Consider the following 14,991-nt stretch of genomic DNA (forward strand, 5'->3'; position numbering starts at 1 on the left):
CGAGACGGCATCCGTCGCTCCGGCCGGTGAAATCGGCGCCGCCACCATGGCACGGCGCACAGCCCTGATCCTGTTCGCCTTCGTCATCGTCTTTACCGGCCTGCTGGCCGGGGCCTACCAGCTCACCCGGCCAGCCATCGAGGCCTCGGCCCGGGAAGAGAAGATGCGCCTGATCAACGAGGTACTGCCCGCCGGCAGCTACGACAACGACCTGCTCGGTGACGCCCTCAAGCTGCCGCCCACTCCGGAACTGGGCCTGGCCGACGGTGGCGAGGCGCTGCGCGCCCGGCGTGGCGGCGAGCCTGCCGCCCTGGTGCTCGAAGCCATCGCGCCGGACGGTTACGCCGGAGCGATCCGCCTAATCCTGGCGGTAAGCGCCGACGGCCGGCTGCTCGGCGTGCGCGTCACCCAGCACAAGGAAACACCGGGCCTGGGCGACTACATCGAGCCGAAGAAGGACAAGAACAAGGAGCGCCCCTGGATCCGCCAGTTCGACGGCCTGTCGCTGGCCACGGCCGCCGCGGCCGAATGGCGGGTCAAGAAGGACGGCGGGCGCTTCGACTCCATGGCCGGCGCCACGGTCACCCCCCGGGCGGTGGTCAAGGCGGTGAAGAAGGCCCTCGATTACGCCGCCGCCAACCGCGACGCCCTGTTCGACTCCCCTTCTGTAGGCAAGGAGCAGCCATGATCCGCCGCGACGAAATCGCCACCATCGCCGGCAACGGCCTGTGGAAGCAGAACACCAGCCTGGTGCAGATCCTCGGCCTGTGCCCGCTGCTGGCGGTGACCACCAATGCCACCAACGGCGCCATGCTGTCCCTGGCCACCATCCTGGTGATGGCCCTGTCCGGCGTGGCCATCGCCAGCCTGCGCAACCTGATTCCCCACGAGATCCGCATCCCGGTGTTCATCCTGATCGTCGCCGCCCTGGTGACGGTGGTGGACCTGGCCTTCAACGCCGGACTGCACAGCCTTTACCTGGTGCTCGGCATCTTCATCCCCCTGATCGTCACCAACTGCATCGTGCTTGCCCGGGTGGAAGCCTTCGCCGCCAAGAATCCGCCCCTGCACAGCACCCTGGACGGCATCTTCATGGGAATGGGCATGCTCTGGACCCTGACCCTGCTGGGCGGGCTGCGCGAGCTGATCGGTGCCGGTACCCTGTTTTCCGGCATCGACCTGGTGATCCCTGGCGCCAGCGCCTTGCGCCTGTTACCCGCCGACTATCCGGGCCTGCTGATCGCCCTGCTGCCCCCGGGCGCCTTCGTGCTGCTCGGTTGCCTGATCGCCTGGAAGAACTGGCTGGAATCGCGGGCCCGCCGCCCCGCTTCCCACCCCGGCACCACCCCGGCCATGGCCGACCCGCAGGGATGAACCGTTGAACGCCACCAAACGCCTCGAAATTTTCCGCCGCCTGGCCGCCGCCATGCCGGCCCCCACCACCGAACTCGAATACGAAACGCCCTTCCAGCTGCTCGTCGCCGTGGCGCTCTCAGCCCAAGCCACCGACAAGAGCGTCAACCTCGCCACTCGTCGCCTCTTCCCCCTCGCGCCAACGCCGGACGCTATGCTCGCTCTAGGTGAGGAGGGGCTGATGGAACACATCAAGACCATCGGCCTGTTCCGTACCAAGGCAAAGAACGTGATCGCCACCTGCCGCCTGCTGCTCGAACGCCACAACGGCGAAGTGCCGCAGACCCGGGAAGCGCTCGAAGCCCTGCCCGGGGTGGGCCGCAAAACCGCCAACGTGGTGCTCAACACCGCCTTCGGCCAGCCCACCATCGCGGTGGATACCCACATCTTCCGCGTCGCCAACCGTACCCGGCTGGCGCCCGGGAAAACTCCGCTGGCGGTAGAGCTGGCCCTGGAAAAAGTCATTCCGGCCACGTACAAACAGGACGCACACCATTGGCTGATTCTGCACGGTCGCTATACCTGCAAGGCGCGCAAGCCTGACTGCGGCGCCTGCGTGATTGCCGACCTGTGCGAGTACCCCGACAAGACTGCGGATTCGCCCCCACCCCTTTGAACACGTTGTAATGACCGTAGCCACCGCGCTTGTCGCCGGCGTCGATGCCACTCCCCAGCTGGCGGAGGAAGCAGTTCGCGTCGCCCTGGAAAAACTCGAAGGGCAGCACCCTCGTGCCGCCCTCGTTTTCCTTTCCGAAGAATTCAACCGGAACGCCCGGGAAGCGCTGCGCAGCGTTTCCCGCATCACCGCCACCACCCAGATCGCCGGGGCGGTGGCCATGGGGGTGTGCACCGAAGAAGGCTGGGTGGTGGATCGCCCGGCCGTGGCCATTTTGCTGCTCTGCGGCGACGACGGCCTGGCACCGACCGGAACGGGCCTGCATCTCTCCCTGGCCGGCACCGCCCACCTGCTCTCCGACTGGCAGAGCGGGCCGCCCCGCTTTGGCGGCTGCTTCAGCCGCCTGGGCGGAGGCTTTGCCCACCGCCAGGCACCGCCGGCCACCCCGGTGTGGAGCCACGGCCGCCTGGCCAGCGACGGCCGCGCCGAAGTGTGCTTCCCCGGTATGGACATCGACTGGGGAGTATCCCTTGGCCTGGAACTGCTCGGCAGCTCCAGCTTGGTCACCGGCGTCGAAGGCTACGACCTGCACACCCTGGGACAGCGTCCGGCCCTCGAGGTACTCAAGGAGGTTCTGCCTGACGACCTGCGCCAGCGCTCGCCCCTGCCCCTCCATCAGTTGGTGGCGGTAATCGCCGACGGCAATCCGGAAGAAGCCCTGGCTGCCGGCCGGGCCCGCATCGTGCCGGTTCTGGCCGGCAACCTGGACCGTTCCCTGACCCTGGCCCGGCGCGTCACCCCCGGTGCCCAGATCACCTGGGGCCTGCGCCAACCGAGCGGCGCCCAGCACGAAATGAGCGCCACCCTGGCGCGTCTGCGGCAAAAAGCCCCCCACCCGGAATTCGGCCTGATGTTCTCCTGCATCGGCCGCGGCCCCTACTTCTACGGCAGCGACGACCTGGATCTGCGCGCCTTCCGCGACGCCTACCCGGGCATGCCCCTGATCGGTGCCTACGGCAGCGGCCAGCTGGTGCCCACCCCCAACGGCGGCGCCCGCCTGCTCAACAACAGCGTGCTGGCGGCAGTCGCCTCGCGTCACGCGGCGGCCTCCTAGCCACCTCCCCCTTTCCTGCCATGACCACCATGTTCAACCCTTCCCGAGACCAGGTGCGCCAGTTTTTCTGCGACACCTACCGCAAGTGGCGCGAAGGCGCCGTGCTGTCCGGCGCCGAAGTACCGGCCGCCGACATCATCGCCCTGCACCCCGAATACCACGCCCTGCTGGCCGACCCGGATGCCCTGGGCCGGGAATGGACGCCAGAACAGGGGGCGATGAACCCTTTTCTGCACCTGTCCCTGCACCTGGCTGTCGCCGAGCAGCTGTCGATCGACCAGCCCCGGGGCATCCGCGCCGCCTACGACGGGCTGCGCCGCCGCCTCGACGATGAACACGACGCCCTGCATCGCCTGCTCGAATGCCTCGGCGAGGCGGTCTGGAAGGCTCAGCGTAACGGCGGCGCCATGGATGCCGAGGGCTACCTCGAGGCCATCCGTCGCAGCGCTCCTGGCGCCTGAAAGCATGTTTTAATCGCCCACGCCCTACCCCTGCACCACCGGCAAGCGCCCTGAGAGGCCCGCCGTTCAAGTCGTAATACTCGGAGGAGAACAACATGCTGGAAAAAATGCGCCTGCGCACCAAGATGCTCGTCATCACCGCCACGGTTTTGCTCGGGCTGATTCTGATGACCGTGCTCTCGGCGCTCAATACCCGGACCGAGCTGACTGAGGCGCGCAAGGCCCTGGTCCGCGCCCAGGTGGAAAACGCCTACAGCATGATCGCCGGCTTCCAGGCCCAGGAGGCCGAAGGCAAGCTGACCCGGGAGGAAGCCCAGGCCCGCGCCAAGGAAGTGATCCGTCTGACCCGCTACGGCGGCGAGGACGGCAAGGCCGAGTACCTCTACATCTGGACCACCGACGGGGTGAGCGTGATGCACCCGATCAAGCTCGAGTGGGCCGGCAAGAACATGTCCGAGCAGGTCAAGGACATCCAGGGCCGCTACACCATCAAGAACCTCGTCAACGGTGTCGCCAACGCTTCTTCGGCCTACGTCGAAACCCTCTTCCCCCGCCCCGGCCAGCCGCCGGAAAAAGCGGTGCGCAAGCTCCAGTACGTGATGAAATTCACCCCCTGGAACTGGGTGGTGGGTACCGGCATCTACCTGGACGACGTGGAAACCGAGTTCCGCAACCGCCTCACCGTCAGCCTGTCGATCACGGCCGTGATCCTGCTCGCCATCGGTGCCATCACCTTCCTCATCAGCCGCAGCATCCTGCGCCAGGTCGGTGGCGAGCCGGCCGAAGCCATCGAACTGATGGCCCGCGCCTCGGCCGGCGACCTGACGGTCACCGTGGCCAACGCACCCGAGGGCTCCATGCTCGCCTCCTTCGCCACCATGGTCGCGGCCATCCGCGCCATGGCCCGGGAAATCGGCCAGGGCTCGGAAACCCTGGTGAGCAACGCCGAACGCATCAGCACCGCCTCCAAGGAAGTCTCGATCTCGGCCCACCAGCAAGCCGACGCCACCTCGGCCATGGCCGCGGCGATCGAGCAGATGACGGTGAGCATCAACCACATCTCCTCCAGCGCCCAGGACACCCGCAGCGAGTCGCTGCGCTCGGCGGAACTGGCCGAGCAGGGTGAGAGCCGGGTCGAGGAAGCGGTGCGGGCGATGAACGCCATCGCCGGAAGCGCCACCCAGACGGCCGACAAGATCCGCTCCCTGGAAGAGCGGGCCCAGCACGTTTCGTCGATCGCCGGGGTGATCAAGGAAATTGCCGCCCAGACCAACCTGCTGGCGCTCAACGCCGCCATCGAGGCGGCCCGGGCCGGGGAAGCCGGCCGCGGCTTCGCCGTGGTCGCCGACGAGGTACGCAAGCTGGCCGAGCGTACCTCCACCGCCACGGTGGAGATCGAGGAAATGCTCCAGGGCATCCAGGGCGAAACCAGCGAAGCGGTCCAGGTCATGGGCGCTGCCCTGCCCGAGGTGGAGGCCGGCGTGGCCATGGCCGAGAACGCCGCCGAATCCCTGCGCGGCATCCGCGAGAGCGCCGGCAACACCCTGGAGCGCATCAACGACGTGGCCGATGCCACCCACGAACAGAGCGCCGCCAGCACCAGCATCGCCCAGAAGGTCGAGCACATCGCCCAGATGGTCGAAGAAACCAGTGCCGCCATGCAGAACACCGCCGCCACGGCGGAAAGCCTGGAGAAGCTGGCCGCCGAGTTGAACGCCCTGGTGCGCCGCTTCAAGTACTGACCCGCCAAACTCCAGCAGGCACGGGCCTCTCCGCCCTGCCTGCCTGAAACACCGCGCCCGTACTCGATCCTGGGGCATACCCTCGGGAAATCAAGTACGGGCGCGGTGTTTCAGGGGGGCTGTTTTAGTCTGGTATTGCGCCGGGCGGCACGCTGTATCTGCCCGCTGTATCCGCCTCAACCCAGGCCCAGTGCAGCAACGAATAGGCTGCCGCCCGTCCCCGCTTCTGGATACGACGGCCGCCCCAGCCGGGGCGGCGATTCAGCGGGCCGGGGTGGCCGACAGGGTGCGCAGGGCGGCAATGCGCGCGGCGGTATCAGGATGGGAGGCCAGCAGATCACCCTGCCCGCCCCCGTCCTTGCCGGGACTGCCGTGGGACGCTTCCAGCCGGGCCAACATCGTTCCCAGGGTCTGGGGCGAAATTCCCACCGCCAAGAGCTTTTGCGCCCCGTAACGATCGGCCTCAAACTCGAACCCCCGGGAATAGCGGGATTCCAACACCAGAGCGCCCAGGCCGCTGGCCAGGGAAGAGACATCGCCCAGGTAGACACCGACGACAAACGCCACGACCGAGCTTTGCATCAACTGGCGCAGACTGTGACGGTAGGCCACATGCCCCAGTTCGTGAGCCACCACAGCGACGATCTCGTCATCGTCCTTGGCCAGCTTGACCAGGGGATCGAGTACGACGATATCGCCGCTGGGCAGGGCGAAGGCGTTGGCCCCCACCCGGGGTGCGGCGCGGAAATGCAGGGTGTAGGCCGGTACCCCCGGCTGGTGGCCGAGCGTGGCCGCCACCCGATCGCGCAACGCCTGCTGGCGATCCGCACTGAGAGCTGTGGGCTGCAGCAACGGCCCATCCAGAGCCTGCATCGCCAGCTCGGAAATATGGCGCGACACGGCGGCGGGTACCAACGGCGCCACCTTGGCCGCCGCCCAGGGCAAGCCCCACTGATAGCCGGCGGCCAACAGTGCCACGGTCAGCATCAGGGATGCCACCGTCCAGGTCCAGCGCCGCTGCAAGCGCACCGCCAGGCCCTCGCCCCGGGCCGCCGGCTCCAGGGCCCCGGCCAAGGCGCGCAGCGCGTCCTGCGCTGCAGTGGAGCCTCCAGCAGACACCTCGCAATAGGCGCCCTGCGGCAGGGTCAGCAAACGGGGCGCCCCGCCCAGGGCTTCTCCCAGACGGCAGGACGCCAGGGGCACGGCAAAGTCGACCATGCCTCCGCTCACCCGTAGCTGCTCACCTGACACGGTGAGGTACACCTCATGCCGCCGCGCCGTACGGCCATCGAAATAGGCGGCCGGCAAGGAGGACAAGGACAGCGGGGAAAGCTGGGACACCGTCATGGCCTTAAAACGCCACGTCCAGATCGAACATGTCCGCCGCTTCGTCACCCAGGGCGCTGGCCCGGGTACTTTCGCCGACGACGAATTCATCCAGGCTGCCCCGGGCATTGAGGGACAGATTGCGCGCCCGGTAGGCAGCCAGGCGCACTTTGGCCCAAGGCCAGAACAGGCCCAGGGTGCAAATGATGGCCACCCAGTTGCTAAAGACGATGCCGAAGTATGGCAACACCCGCAGCTGGCTGGAGAAGCCGTGATCGGCCAGCTTGGTGTGGTTCCACACCAGGTTGGTGATGCTCACGGTGATGTAGGGCAGGAACAGCAACTGGAAGGCCAGGAAGAGCCCGACCATCAGCACGGGAACGATCAGACTCATGGCCGGCCCCCCCAGGGTGACCAGCAGGAACAGGGCCGCACCGACCCCGATGCCGCCCAACAAGGGCTTGAGGAAGATGGTGAAGAAAGCCCCCGACCCCACGGTGCACGCAAACGGGGCCGTGCCGTAGTACAGGTTGTCGAGGACGAAACGCTTCTGCCGCTGCAGCCACATGGGGAACAGCAGCCCCAACGAAACCAGGGTTAGCAGGCCAAAGCCGACGAAGGTGGTCAGGGCCTGACGGTAGGTGCCGTGAAAGGAAAAATGCAGCCCCCGGTAGCTGGTGTTATGGGCGCGAAAGCGAAAGGCCCGCACCGCCAGCCAGGGCACCGCCGGAATCAGCGCCAGCAGAGCGATGCCGTGGGCCAGCGGGCCGATTTTCTCGGTGACCGACAGGGCCATCAGCAACACGAAGGCCACTGCCCGTCCCTTGAGGATGGCGGAAGGCTGGCCATGGTAGGTAAAGCCGCTGCCGTCGAGCAGCAGGTTGCGGTGGAAGTACTGCTCGCGCCGCACCTTGGCCCAGGCCGAATAGATACCCAGGGTGATGATCGAGAGGAAGAGATTGACGATCCAGATGCGGAAATACTCGCCGCCGCTGCCGACAAATTCCAGGTCGAAACGCTGCGGCCCGGACTGGGCGGCATCATTGCTGGCATGGCCAAGACCTTGGCCGCCGGTGGCTGGCCGGGAATGGGGTTCTGCGACACGAGCGTCCTGGCTCGCCCGGGAAGCCGCCGGATGGGTGGCGTCGTACGCCTGGCGGCGCTCCGGGTCGGACAACACCTTGTAGGCATGGCGCAGGGCATCCAATGCCTCCGGTCCCGGCGCTTCCCCGCTCGCCAGTCCGTGCTGCAGGCGGGCCAGGCCACGGCGGTATGCCGCGGCGATTTCCACCGACGTGGCCCCAAACGCAATCCCCAGCACGCCGTAGTGGTCGGCGGCAAATTCGCTGCTCGTCATGAAACCCCCTGTGTTTTTTATTGACCGGAAACTGACGTTCCTTATCAGGGGGGAATTCTAAGCCGGCACTATGCGATCCGGGTGAAAGCGCAATGTGGAAACCCAAAAAAAACAGGCTCGGTCGGCGCTCAGTCGGCGATATCCACCACCAGGCGGCCGCGGACCTGGCCATTGACGATATCGTGGGCCGCCCCGATCACATCCTTCAGGCGGATATGCCGGGTCATGGCCTCCAGTTTGGCCAGGTCGAGATCCCGGGCCAGCCGCTGCCATGCCTCGCGCCGCACCGCCTGGGGCGCCATGACGCTGTCGATGCCGCACAGGGTGATGCCGCGCAGGATGAAGGGCGCCACGGACGAGGGGAAATCCATCCCCTGGGCCAGGCCGCAGGCGGCCACGGCGCCCCGGTAACGGGTCCCGGCACAGACATTGGCCAGGGTATGGCTGCCCACCGTATCCACCGCGCCGGCCCAGCGCTCCTTGCCCAGGGGGCGTCCTGGCGCGGACAGTTCGGCCCGGTCGATGATGCTGGCGGCCCCCAGTTGCTTGAGGTAATCGGTTTCGCTGGAACGCCCGGTGGAGGCGATTACGCTGTAGCCCAGCCTGGCAAGCAGGGCCACCGCCACCGAGCCCACCCCGCCGGCGGCGCCGGTGACCAGCACCTCCCCCTTGTCCGGCGTGATGCCGTGGGCCTCCAAGGCCTGGACGCAGAGCATGGCGGTATAGCCGGCGGTGCCAATGGCCATCGCCTGAGCCGGTGTAAAGGCAGCAGGCAGGGGCACCAGCCAGTCGCCCTTGACCCGGGCCTTGGCGGCATAGCCGCCCCAATGGCCCTCCCCCACGCCCCAACCGTTGAGAATCACGTTGTCCCCAGGCTTCCAGTCCGGGTGGCTGCTTTCGAGCACGGTCCCGGCAAAATCGATACCGGGCACCAAGGGGTAGCGTCGCACCACCGGCGCCTTGCCGGTAATGGCCAGGCCGTCCTTGTAATTGACCGTTGAAGCGGCCACGGCCACGATGACATCGCCCTCGGTGTTGGCGATCAGGTCGCTATCGTTGAGCTGGGTCAGCCGGGCGCTCACCGCGCCGGTGTCGCCGGATTTTTCCACCAGGATGGCATCGAACATTGTGGTCTCCAGAGCATCGAATGAAGCTGAATCGGAACGTAATGAAATACCCGGCTATGACAGAAACAAAATCGTTCTGCCGTACAATCCAAAAGATACAAAATAGGTAAAATCGTTACCTATAACATAACCAAATAATAAACCCAGCCTACCCGGCCGGTGTCGCGCGATCCGCACGCCAGCCCTGGCGCGGCCCCGCAGGAGAACATCATGGCTGATCTTTTTTCCCCAGTCGACCTTGGGGCCCTGGCCTTACCCAATCGCATCGTCATGGCGCCGCTGACGCGCAACCGGGCGGTAGCCGGTGATGTTCCCTCCCCCCTCGCCCCCACCTACTATGCTCAGCGCGCCACGGCCGGCCTGATCGTCACCGAGGCCAGCCCGGTCTGCCCCGAGGGCCACGGCTACCCGCGTACTCCGGGCATCCACAGCCCGGCCCAGATCGACGGCTGGCGGCAGGTGACCCGAGCGGTGCACCAGGCCGGCGGGCGCATCGTTCTGCAACTCTGGCATGTCGGGCGAATTTCCCATCCCAGCCTGCAGCCCGGCGGCGCCCTCCCGGTGGCCCCTTCCGCCATCAAACCTGCCGGCCAAGCCTGGACGAGCACCGGTCTGCAGGACTTCATCACGCCCCGGGCCCTGGCCATGGCCGAAATCGGCGGCATCGTCGAGAGCTTCCGCCAGGGGGCAAAAAATGCGCTCGATGCAGGCTTCGATGGGGTCGAGGTCCATGGCGCCAATGGCTACCTGCTCGACCAGTTTCTCCGCTCGGGCACCAACCGGCGCAACGATGCCTACGGCGGTCCGGTGGAAAACCGGGCCCGGCTACTGCTGGAAGTGACCGAGGCCGTCTGCGACGTCTGGGGAAGCGATCGGGTCGGCGTGCGCCTGTCGCCGATCAGCCCATTCAACGACATGGCCGACGCAGCCCCCCAGGCCACCTTCGAATACGCTGCGCGGCAGCTTTCGCCCCACGGCCTGGCCTACCTGCATGTGATCGAGGACGGCGCCGGCAGCCCGGGCGAAGCCGCCCTTCCCTTCGACTTCACCGCCCTGCGCCAAGCCTTTGCCGGACCCTACATCGCCTGCGGCGACTACGACCTGGCCCGAGGCAACGCCGCCATCGCCAGCGGCCATGCCGACGCCGTGGCCTTCGGCCGATTGATGCTGGCCAACCCCGATCTGGTGGAGCGCTTCCGCCGCAACGCCCCCCTCAACACGCCCGATACCGCCACCTTCTACAGCAGCGAGGAAAAGGGCTACACCGACTACCCCACCCTGGGCTGATCTCTTTCCATGACTTCACCACGCTTTACCGGTACCGATCGCTACGTCGCCCCGCCCGACCTGACCCTGGCGGTGAACGCCGCCGCCACCCTGCAGCGCCCCTTGCTCATCAAGGGCGAACCGGGCACCGGCAAGACCCTGCTGGCCGAAGAAGTGGCCCGGGCCCTGGGGCTGCCCCTGTTCCAGTGGCACATCAAGTCCACCACCAAGGCCCAGCAGGGGCTCTACGAGTACGACGCCGTCTCGCGGCTGCGCGACGGCCAACTGGGCGACCCACGGGTCCACGATATCGCCAACTACATCGTCCCCGGCGTGCTGTGGCAGGCCTTTGCCTGCGACACCCCGTCGGTGCTGCTGATCGACGAGGTGGACAAGGCCGACATCGAGTTTCCCAACGACCTGCTGCGCGAACTCGACCGCATGGAGTTCCATGTCTACGAGACCCGCGAGACGATCCGGGCCAAGCACCGGCCCATCGTCATCATCACCTCCAACAACGAAAAGGAGCTGCCCGACGCCTTCCTGCGCCGCTGCTTCTTCCACTACATCCGCTTCCCCGACCGGGACACCATGGCCGGCATCGTGGACGTGCACTATCCCGGGCTGAAGAAGGAACTGCTGGCCGAGGCCCTGGAAGTGTTCTTCGGCCTGCGCGAGGTGCCCGGGCTGAAGAAGAAACCCTCCACTTCGGAACTGATCGACTGGCTGAAACTGTTGCTCGCCGAAGACATCCCCGCCGAAGCCCTGCGCGCCAAGGACGGCAAGACCGCCCTGCCCCCGCTGCACGGCGCCCTGCTCAAGAACGAGCAGGACGTGCACCTCTTCGAGCGTCTCATCTTCCTCAACCGGCAAGGACGCGGCTGACCCCCTCCCATGCTCACCGACCTCCTCGATCTCGCCCCCGAGCACGGCCGCCCCGGCGACTCCGCCGACATCGACACGGCGGATGCCCGCGCCCGCGCCTTGCTGGAAGTGTTCCCCGTCCCGGTGACGGTTTCCCGCCTGAGCGACGGCGCCCTGTTCTACTGCAACCGCCGTGCTGAGGATCTGCTGGAGATCCGTGGCCTGGACCTGCACAACCTGGCGTCGACGAGCTTCTACGCCCACCAGGAGGAACGGGCCGAGATGATCCAGGAGCTGCTCCTGGCGGGCCAGGTCACCGACAAGGACCTGCGCTTCCGCAGCCGCAGCGGACGGGAGTTCTGGGCCCACCTGTCGGCCCAACGCTGCCGCTTCGGCGACGAAGAGGCGATCATCGTTTCCTTCCACGACGTGCACCAGCAGCGCATCGTTGCCGAAGCCACCCGCTCTCGGGAAGCCTTCCTGCGCAGCCTGTTCGACGCCTTGCCGATCGCCGTGATCCAGACCGACCAGCAAGGCCGCATCGAGTTCATCAACCACGCCTGCCAGGCCCTGTTCGGCCTGTCACTGCACGAATTCCGCCGCCGCGACTGGTGGCGCACCCTGTTTCCCGACAAGGACTACCGGACCTTTGCCTCCGAACACCTGACCCGCCTGACGAACCAGGCGCGGAAGCGCCGCAACCAGGTCGGCAACGGCGCCAACGGTTCGAGCGATCGCATGGAGTTGAAAGCGGTCTGCTATCACCCGCGCCGCGAAGAGCGGGACCTGGAATTCGTCTACGTGGACATGGGCAGCCACGGGCTGTGGACCCTGGTGGACATCACCGAACAAAACAGCGCCGAGCGCTCCCTCCTCGCCGCCAACCTGGACCTGCAGCAGCAGCTCGCCGAAAACCAGCGCCTGCAGGCGCAACTGCGCGAGCAGGCGGTACGGGACCCCCTCACCGGGCTGTTCAACCGTCGCTACCTGGACGAGATCCTCGACGGCGAACTGGCCCGTGCCCGGCGCCAGGGCTATCCGGTCACCGTGGTGATGCTCGACATCGACCACTTCAAGCGCCTCAACGACACCTACGGCCACCAGGCCGGCGACGAGGTGATCCGCCGCCTGGGCGGCACCCTGCGGCGCAACTCACGCACTGGCGACCTGCTCTGCCGCTACGGCGGCGAAGAATTCATCCTGGTGCTGCCCAACATGGGCCTCGACGATGCCCAGACCCGTTGCGAGGAATTGCGCCGCTCCTTCGCCAGCGAGCCGGTGCTGTTCGGCGAGCACCTGCTCTCGGCCACCCTATCCGGCGGCATCGCCCTCTTCCCCGGTCACGGCACCACCCGGGACGAACTGATCCAGGCGGCCGACGCCGCCCTCTATGCCGCCAAGGCCGCGGGGCGTAACCGCCTGCGCCTGGCCGAAGCGTTGCCGGCAATCCCCCTGGAGCCCTCCACCACCGCGGTACCCCAGCAGTGCTGATCGATTTTTTCCTCCACCTCAAGCAGCGCGGCTTGCCGGTTTCCCTTACCGAATTCCTGACCCTGCTGGAAGCTCTGGAGGCCCGGGTCATCACCGCCAACAGCGATGATTTCTACCTGCTCGCCCGTACCGTGCTGGTCAAGGACGAAGCCCGTTACGACCTGTTCGACGCTGCCTTCGGGGAGTACTTCCGCGGAATCGCCGCCCTGCCTGACCCTAGCGCCGCTCTGGCGCGGACCTTGCCCGAGGAGTGGCTGAAGCTGCTTGCACAGCGCGTCCTTTCCGCCGAGGAACGGGCCCAGCTGGAAAAGCTCGGCTGGGACGAACTCTTCAAGCGCCTCAAGGAACGGCTCGACGAGCAGAAGGAGCGCCATGCCGGCGGCAGCAAGTGGATCGGCACCGGCGGATCGTCGCCCTTTGGTCACGGCGGCTACCACCCGGAAGGCATCCGCATCGGCGGCCCTTCGGCCGGCAACCGCACCGCGGTGAAGGTCTGGGAAAAGCGTGAGTTCCGCAATCTGGCTGACGACGTGGAACTGGGCACGCGCAACATCAAGGTAGCCCTGCGCCGGCTGCGCCGCTTCGCCCGGCAAGGCGCCGCCACCGAACTGGACCTGGATGCCACTATCGAGGGAACGGCGCGTAACGCCGGTACCCTGGATCTGCATCTCCGCCCGGAACGGCACAACGCGGTAAAGGTGTTGCTCTGCCTCGACGTGGGCGGCTCCATGGACGACCACATCCGGGTCTGCGAGGAACTGTTCTCCGCCGCCCGCAGCGAGTTCAAGCACCTGGAACATTACTACTTCCACAATTGCGTCTATGAGAGCCTGTGGCGCGACAACCGGCGCCGCCACGACGAACGCATCGCCACCTGGCAGGTGTTGCACACCTACCCATCCGACTACCGGCTGATCTTCGTCGGCGACGCCACCATGAGCCCCTACGAGATCGTCCAGCCCGGCGGCAGTGTCGAGCACTGGAACGAGGAGCCCGGCGCCGCGTGGCTGAAGCGCATGCTGGCGGCTTTTCCCCATGCGGTCTGGCTCAACCCGGTGCCCGAAGCCCACTGGCCCCACAGTCATTCACTGCGCATGGTGCGCGAACTGATGGGCGAACGGATGTACCCCCTTACCCTGGACGGGCTGGCCCGGGCCATCCACGCCCTTGGAAAAGGGCGCTGATCTACGGCTGTGTCATAATTCGCGATTGCCCTGGCGACCCCGGCCCCTGCTAACCACATCATGACGGGGCAGGGTTATTGGGGCAAAATCCAGGCCTGCGTGGCCTTGACCGCCGCTCTCCCAGACATTGGCGCATCGCCAAGGCCATTTCCGTTCGCCCCCGCTGTCCGGGTTTCACGATAGTCCTCGCTCCTTGTCCACCGTCCTGCGCTCCCTCCTGGCTTTCGACTGCTGGCGCCACTGCCTGCTGGCAGGGGCGCTCCTGCTCATCGCCGGCCCGGCCGCCGCCCAGGGCAACCGTCTGGCCGACGTGCAAAGCCGCGGCGAGCTGCGGGTCTGCATCTGGCCCGACTACTACGGCATCTCCTTCCGCAATCCGAAGACCCGCCAGGTCACCGGGGTGGATGCGGACATGGCCCGGGAACTGGCCAAGGACCTGGGGGTACGGCTGCGCCTGGTGGATAGTTCGTTCGCCACCCTGACCGACGACCTGCTCAAGAACCGCTGCGACCTGGCCATGTTCGCCATCGCCATCACCCCGGCCCGCAGCGCCGTGCTGCGCTTTACCCGCCCGCACCTGCGTAGCGACATCTACGCCATCACCTCCCGGGCCAATCGGCGCATCAAGAACTGGGACGACATCGACCAGCCCGACGTGGTGGTGGCCGTGGCCAAGGGCACCCTGCACGAGCCGGTCATGCGCGAGCGGCTGCGCCAGGCCACCCTGCTGGTCACCACCACCTCCCATGAGCGGGAGAAGGAAGTGGAAGCCGGGCGGGCCGACGTGTTCATGACGGATTTTCCCTACAGCCGGCGCATGGCGGACTTTGCCGACTGGGCCCGGGTCGTGGCGCCGCCTTCCCCCTACCACCTGTCCGATTACGCCTACGCCATGAAACCCGGCGATGACCGCTGGTACGGCCGGGTCGAACGCTTCATGTCCGACATCAAGCGCGATGGCCGCCTGATGACCGCGGCCCGCCGCTACGGGCTCGACCCCATCGTGCTCACCACCGACCGCTGAGCAGAT

General features: G+C 66.8%; 14 protein-coding genes. 11 read left to right on the forward strand and 3 right to left on the reverse strand.

Features of this window, described 5'->3' with window-relative positions:
- Window positions 1-46 precede the first annotated feature (46 nt).
- The 6 genes from rsxG (at window position 47) to OTERR_RS09955 (ending at window position 5,346) form a co-directional block, all read left to right on the forward strand.
- A complete protein-coding gene (gene rsxG, locus OTERR_RS09930; RefSeq protein WP_149426507.1) occupies window positions 47-688 on the forward strand; it encodes an electron transport complex subunit RsxG in 642 nt (213 codons plus the stop codon).
- A complete protein-coding gene (locus tag OTERR_RS09935) occupies window positions 685-1,374 on the forward strand; it encodes an electron transport complex subunit E (protein WP_149425650.1) in 690 nt (229 codons plus the stop codon). Before rsxG ends, OTERR_RS09935 begins: the two co-directional genes overlap by 4 nt.
- Window positions 1,375-1,426: 52 nt before the next feature.
- Window positions 1,427-2,029 carry an endonuclease III gene (nth, locus tag OTERR_RS09940; protein ID WP_246154490.1) on the forward strand — a complete coding sequence of 201 codons (603 nt, stop codon included), beginning with the start codon at window positions 1,427-1,429 and terminating at the stop codon, window positions 2,027-2,029.
- 10 nt (window positions 2,030-2,039) lie between these two features.
- Window positions 2,040-3,143, forward strand: a complete 1,104-nt coding sequence (locus OTERR_RS09945; RefSeq protein WP_149425651.1) for an FIST C-terminal domain-containing protein — start codon at window positions 2,040-2,042, stop codon at window positions 3,141-3,143.
- A 29-nt stretch (window positions 3,144-3,172) separates the two neighbouring features.
- Window positions 3,173-3,604, forward strand: coding sequence for a DUF1841 family protein (locus tag OTERR_RS09950; RefSeq protein WP_054621461.1), 432 nt, complete (start codon window positions 3,173-3,175; stop codon window positions 3,602-3,604).
- Window positions 3,605-3,699: 95 nt separating this feature from the next.
- Window positions 3,700-5,346 carry a methyl-accepting chemotaxis protein gene (locus OTERR_RS09955; RefSeq protein ID WP_054621397.1) on the forward strand — a complete coding sequence of 549 codons (1,647 nt, stop codon included), beginning with the start codon at window positions 3,700-3,702 and terminating at the stop codon, window positions 5,344-5,346.
- Window positions 5,347-5,607: 261 nt separating this feature from the next.
- On the opposite strand, the gene OTERR_RS09960 is transcribed toward OTERR_RS09955, so the two are convergent.
- From OTERR_RS09960 to acuI, 3 genes are all read right to left on the reverse strand, one after another.
- Window positions 5,608-6,687 (reverse strand): M48 family metallopeptidase, encoded by a 1,080-nt coding sequence (locus tag OTERR_RS09960; protein ID WP_187775214.1) that lies wholly within the window; start codon window positions 6,685-6,687, stop codon window positions 5,608-5,610.
- 10 nt (window positions 6,688-6,697) lie between these two features.
- Entirely contained in the window at window positions 6,698-8,029 is a 1,332-nt protein-coding gene (locus tag OTERR_RS09965; RefSeq protein WP_149425653.1) for a DUF898 family protein, read from the reverse strand.
- A 128-nt stretch (window positions 8,030-8,157) separates the two neighbouring features.
- Complete coding sequence (acuI, locus tag OTERR_RS09970; RefSeq protein WP_149425654.1) at window positions 8,158-9,156, reverse strand: acrylyl-CoA reductase (NADPH); 999 nt, start codon at window positions 9,154-9,156, stop codon at window positions 8,158-8,160.
- 210 nt (window positions 9,157-9,366) lie between these two features.
- Here acuI and OTERR_RS09975 point away from each other — a divergent pair, with 210 nt between their 5' ends.
- The 5 genes from OTERR_RS09975 (at window position 9,367) to OTERR_RS09995 (ending at window position 14,985) form a co-directional block, all read left to right on the forward strand.
- Window positions 9,367-10,443, forward strand: coding sequence for an alkene reductase (locus OTERR_RS09975; RefSeq protein ID WP_149425655.1), 1,077 nt, complete (start codon window positions 9,367-9,369; stop codon window positions 10,441-10,443).
- Window positions 10,444-10,452: 9 nt separating this feature from the next.
- A complete protein-coding gene (locus OTERR_RS09980) occupies window positions 10,453-11,307 on the forward strand; it encodes an AAA family ATPase (protein ID WP_054621402.1) in 855 nt (284 codons plus the stop codon).
- Window positions 11,308-11,316: 9 nt separating this feature from the next.
- The gene (locus OTERR_RS09985; RefSeq protein WP_149425656.1) at window positions 11,317-12,777 is read left to right on the forward strand and encodes a sensor domain-containing diguanylate cyclase; all 1,461 of its coding nucleotides are present in this window, start codon (window positions 11,317-11,319) and stop codon (window positions 12,775-12,777) included.
- Window positions 12,771-13,961 carry a vWA domain-containing protein gene (locus OTERR_RS09990; protein WP_149425657.1) on the forward strand — a complete coding sequence of 397 codons (1,191 nt, stop codon included), beginning with the start codon at window positions 12,771-12,773 and terminating at the stop codon, window positions 13,959-13,961. Before OTERR_RS09985 ends, OTERR_RS09990 begins: the two co-directional genes overlap by 7 nt.
- A 193-nt stretch (window positions 13,962-14,154) precedes the next feature.
- Window positions 14,155-14,985 (forward strand): substrate-binding periplasmic protein, encoded by an 831-nt coding sequence (locus OTERR_RS09995; RefSeq protein ID WP_246154115.1) that lies wholly within the window; start codon window positions 14,155-14,157, stop codon window positions 14,983-14,985.
- Window positions 14,986-14,991: the final 6 nt, after the last annotated feature.

It is taken from the genome of Oryzomicrobium terrae, assembly GCF_008274805.1.
GTDB classification, from domain to species: domain Bacteria; phylum Pseudomonadota; class Gammaproteobacteria; order Burkholderiales; family Rhodocyclaceae; genus Oryzomicrobium; species Oryzomicrobium terrae.

Bases quoted from the DNA above. Each gene is read 5' to 3' on its own strand.
- OTERR_RS09965 (WP_149425653.1), bottom strand. From the start codon at position 8,029: ATGACGAGCAGCGAATTTGCCGCCGACCACTACGGCGTGCTGGGGATT.
- OTERR_RS09935 (WP_149425650.1), top strand. From the start codon at position 685: ATGATCCGCCGCGACGAAATCGCCACCATCGCCGGCAACGGCCTGTGG.
- OTERR_RS09985 (WP_149425656.1), top strand. From the start codon at position 11,317: ATGCTCACCGACCTCCTCGATCTCGCCCCCGAGCACGGCCGCCCCGGC.
- OTERR_RS09980 (WP_054621402.1), top strand. From the start codon at position 10,453: ATGACTTCACCACGCTTTACCGGTACCGATCGCTACGTCGCCCCGCCC.
- OTERR_RS09975 (WP_149425655.1), top strand. From the start codon at position 9,367: ATGGCTGATCTTTTTTCCCCAGTCGACCTTGGGGCCCTGGCCTTACCC.
- nth (WP_246154490.1), top strand. From the start codon at position 1,427: ATGCCGGCCCCCACCACCGAACTCGAATACGAAACGCCCTTCCAGCTG.
- OTERR_RS09950 (WP_054621461.1), top strand. From the start codon at position 3,173: ATGTTCAACCCTTCCCGAGACCAGGTGCGCCAGTTTTTCTGCGACACC.
- acuI (WP_149425654.1), bottom strand. From the start codon at position 9,156: ATGTTCGATGCCATCCTGGTGGAAAAATCCGGCGACACCGGCGCGGTG.
- OTERR_RS09945 (WP_149425651.1), top strand. From the start codon at position 2,040: ATGACCGTAGCCACCGCGCTTGTCGCCGGCGTCGATGCCACTCCCCAG.
- OTERR_RS09955 (WP_054621397.1), top strand. From the start codon at position 3,700: ATGCTGGAAAAAATGCGCCTGCGCACCAAGATGCTCGTCATCACCGCC.
- rsxG (WP_149426507.1), top strand. From the start codon at position 47: ATGGCACGGCGCACAGCCCTGATCCTGTTCGCCTTCGTCATCGTCTTT.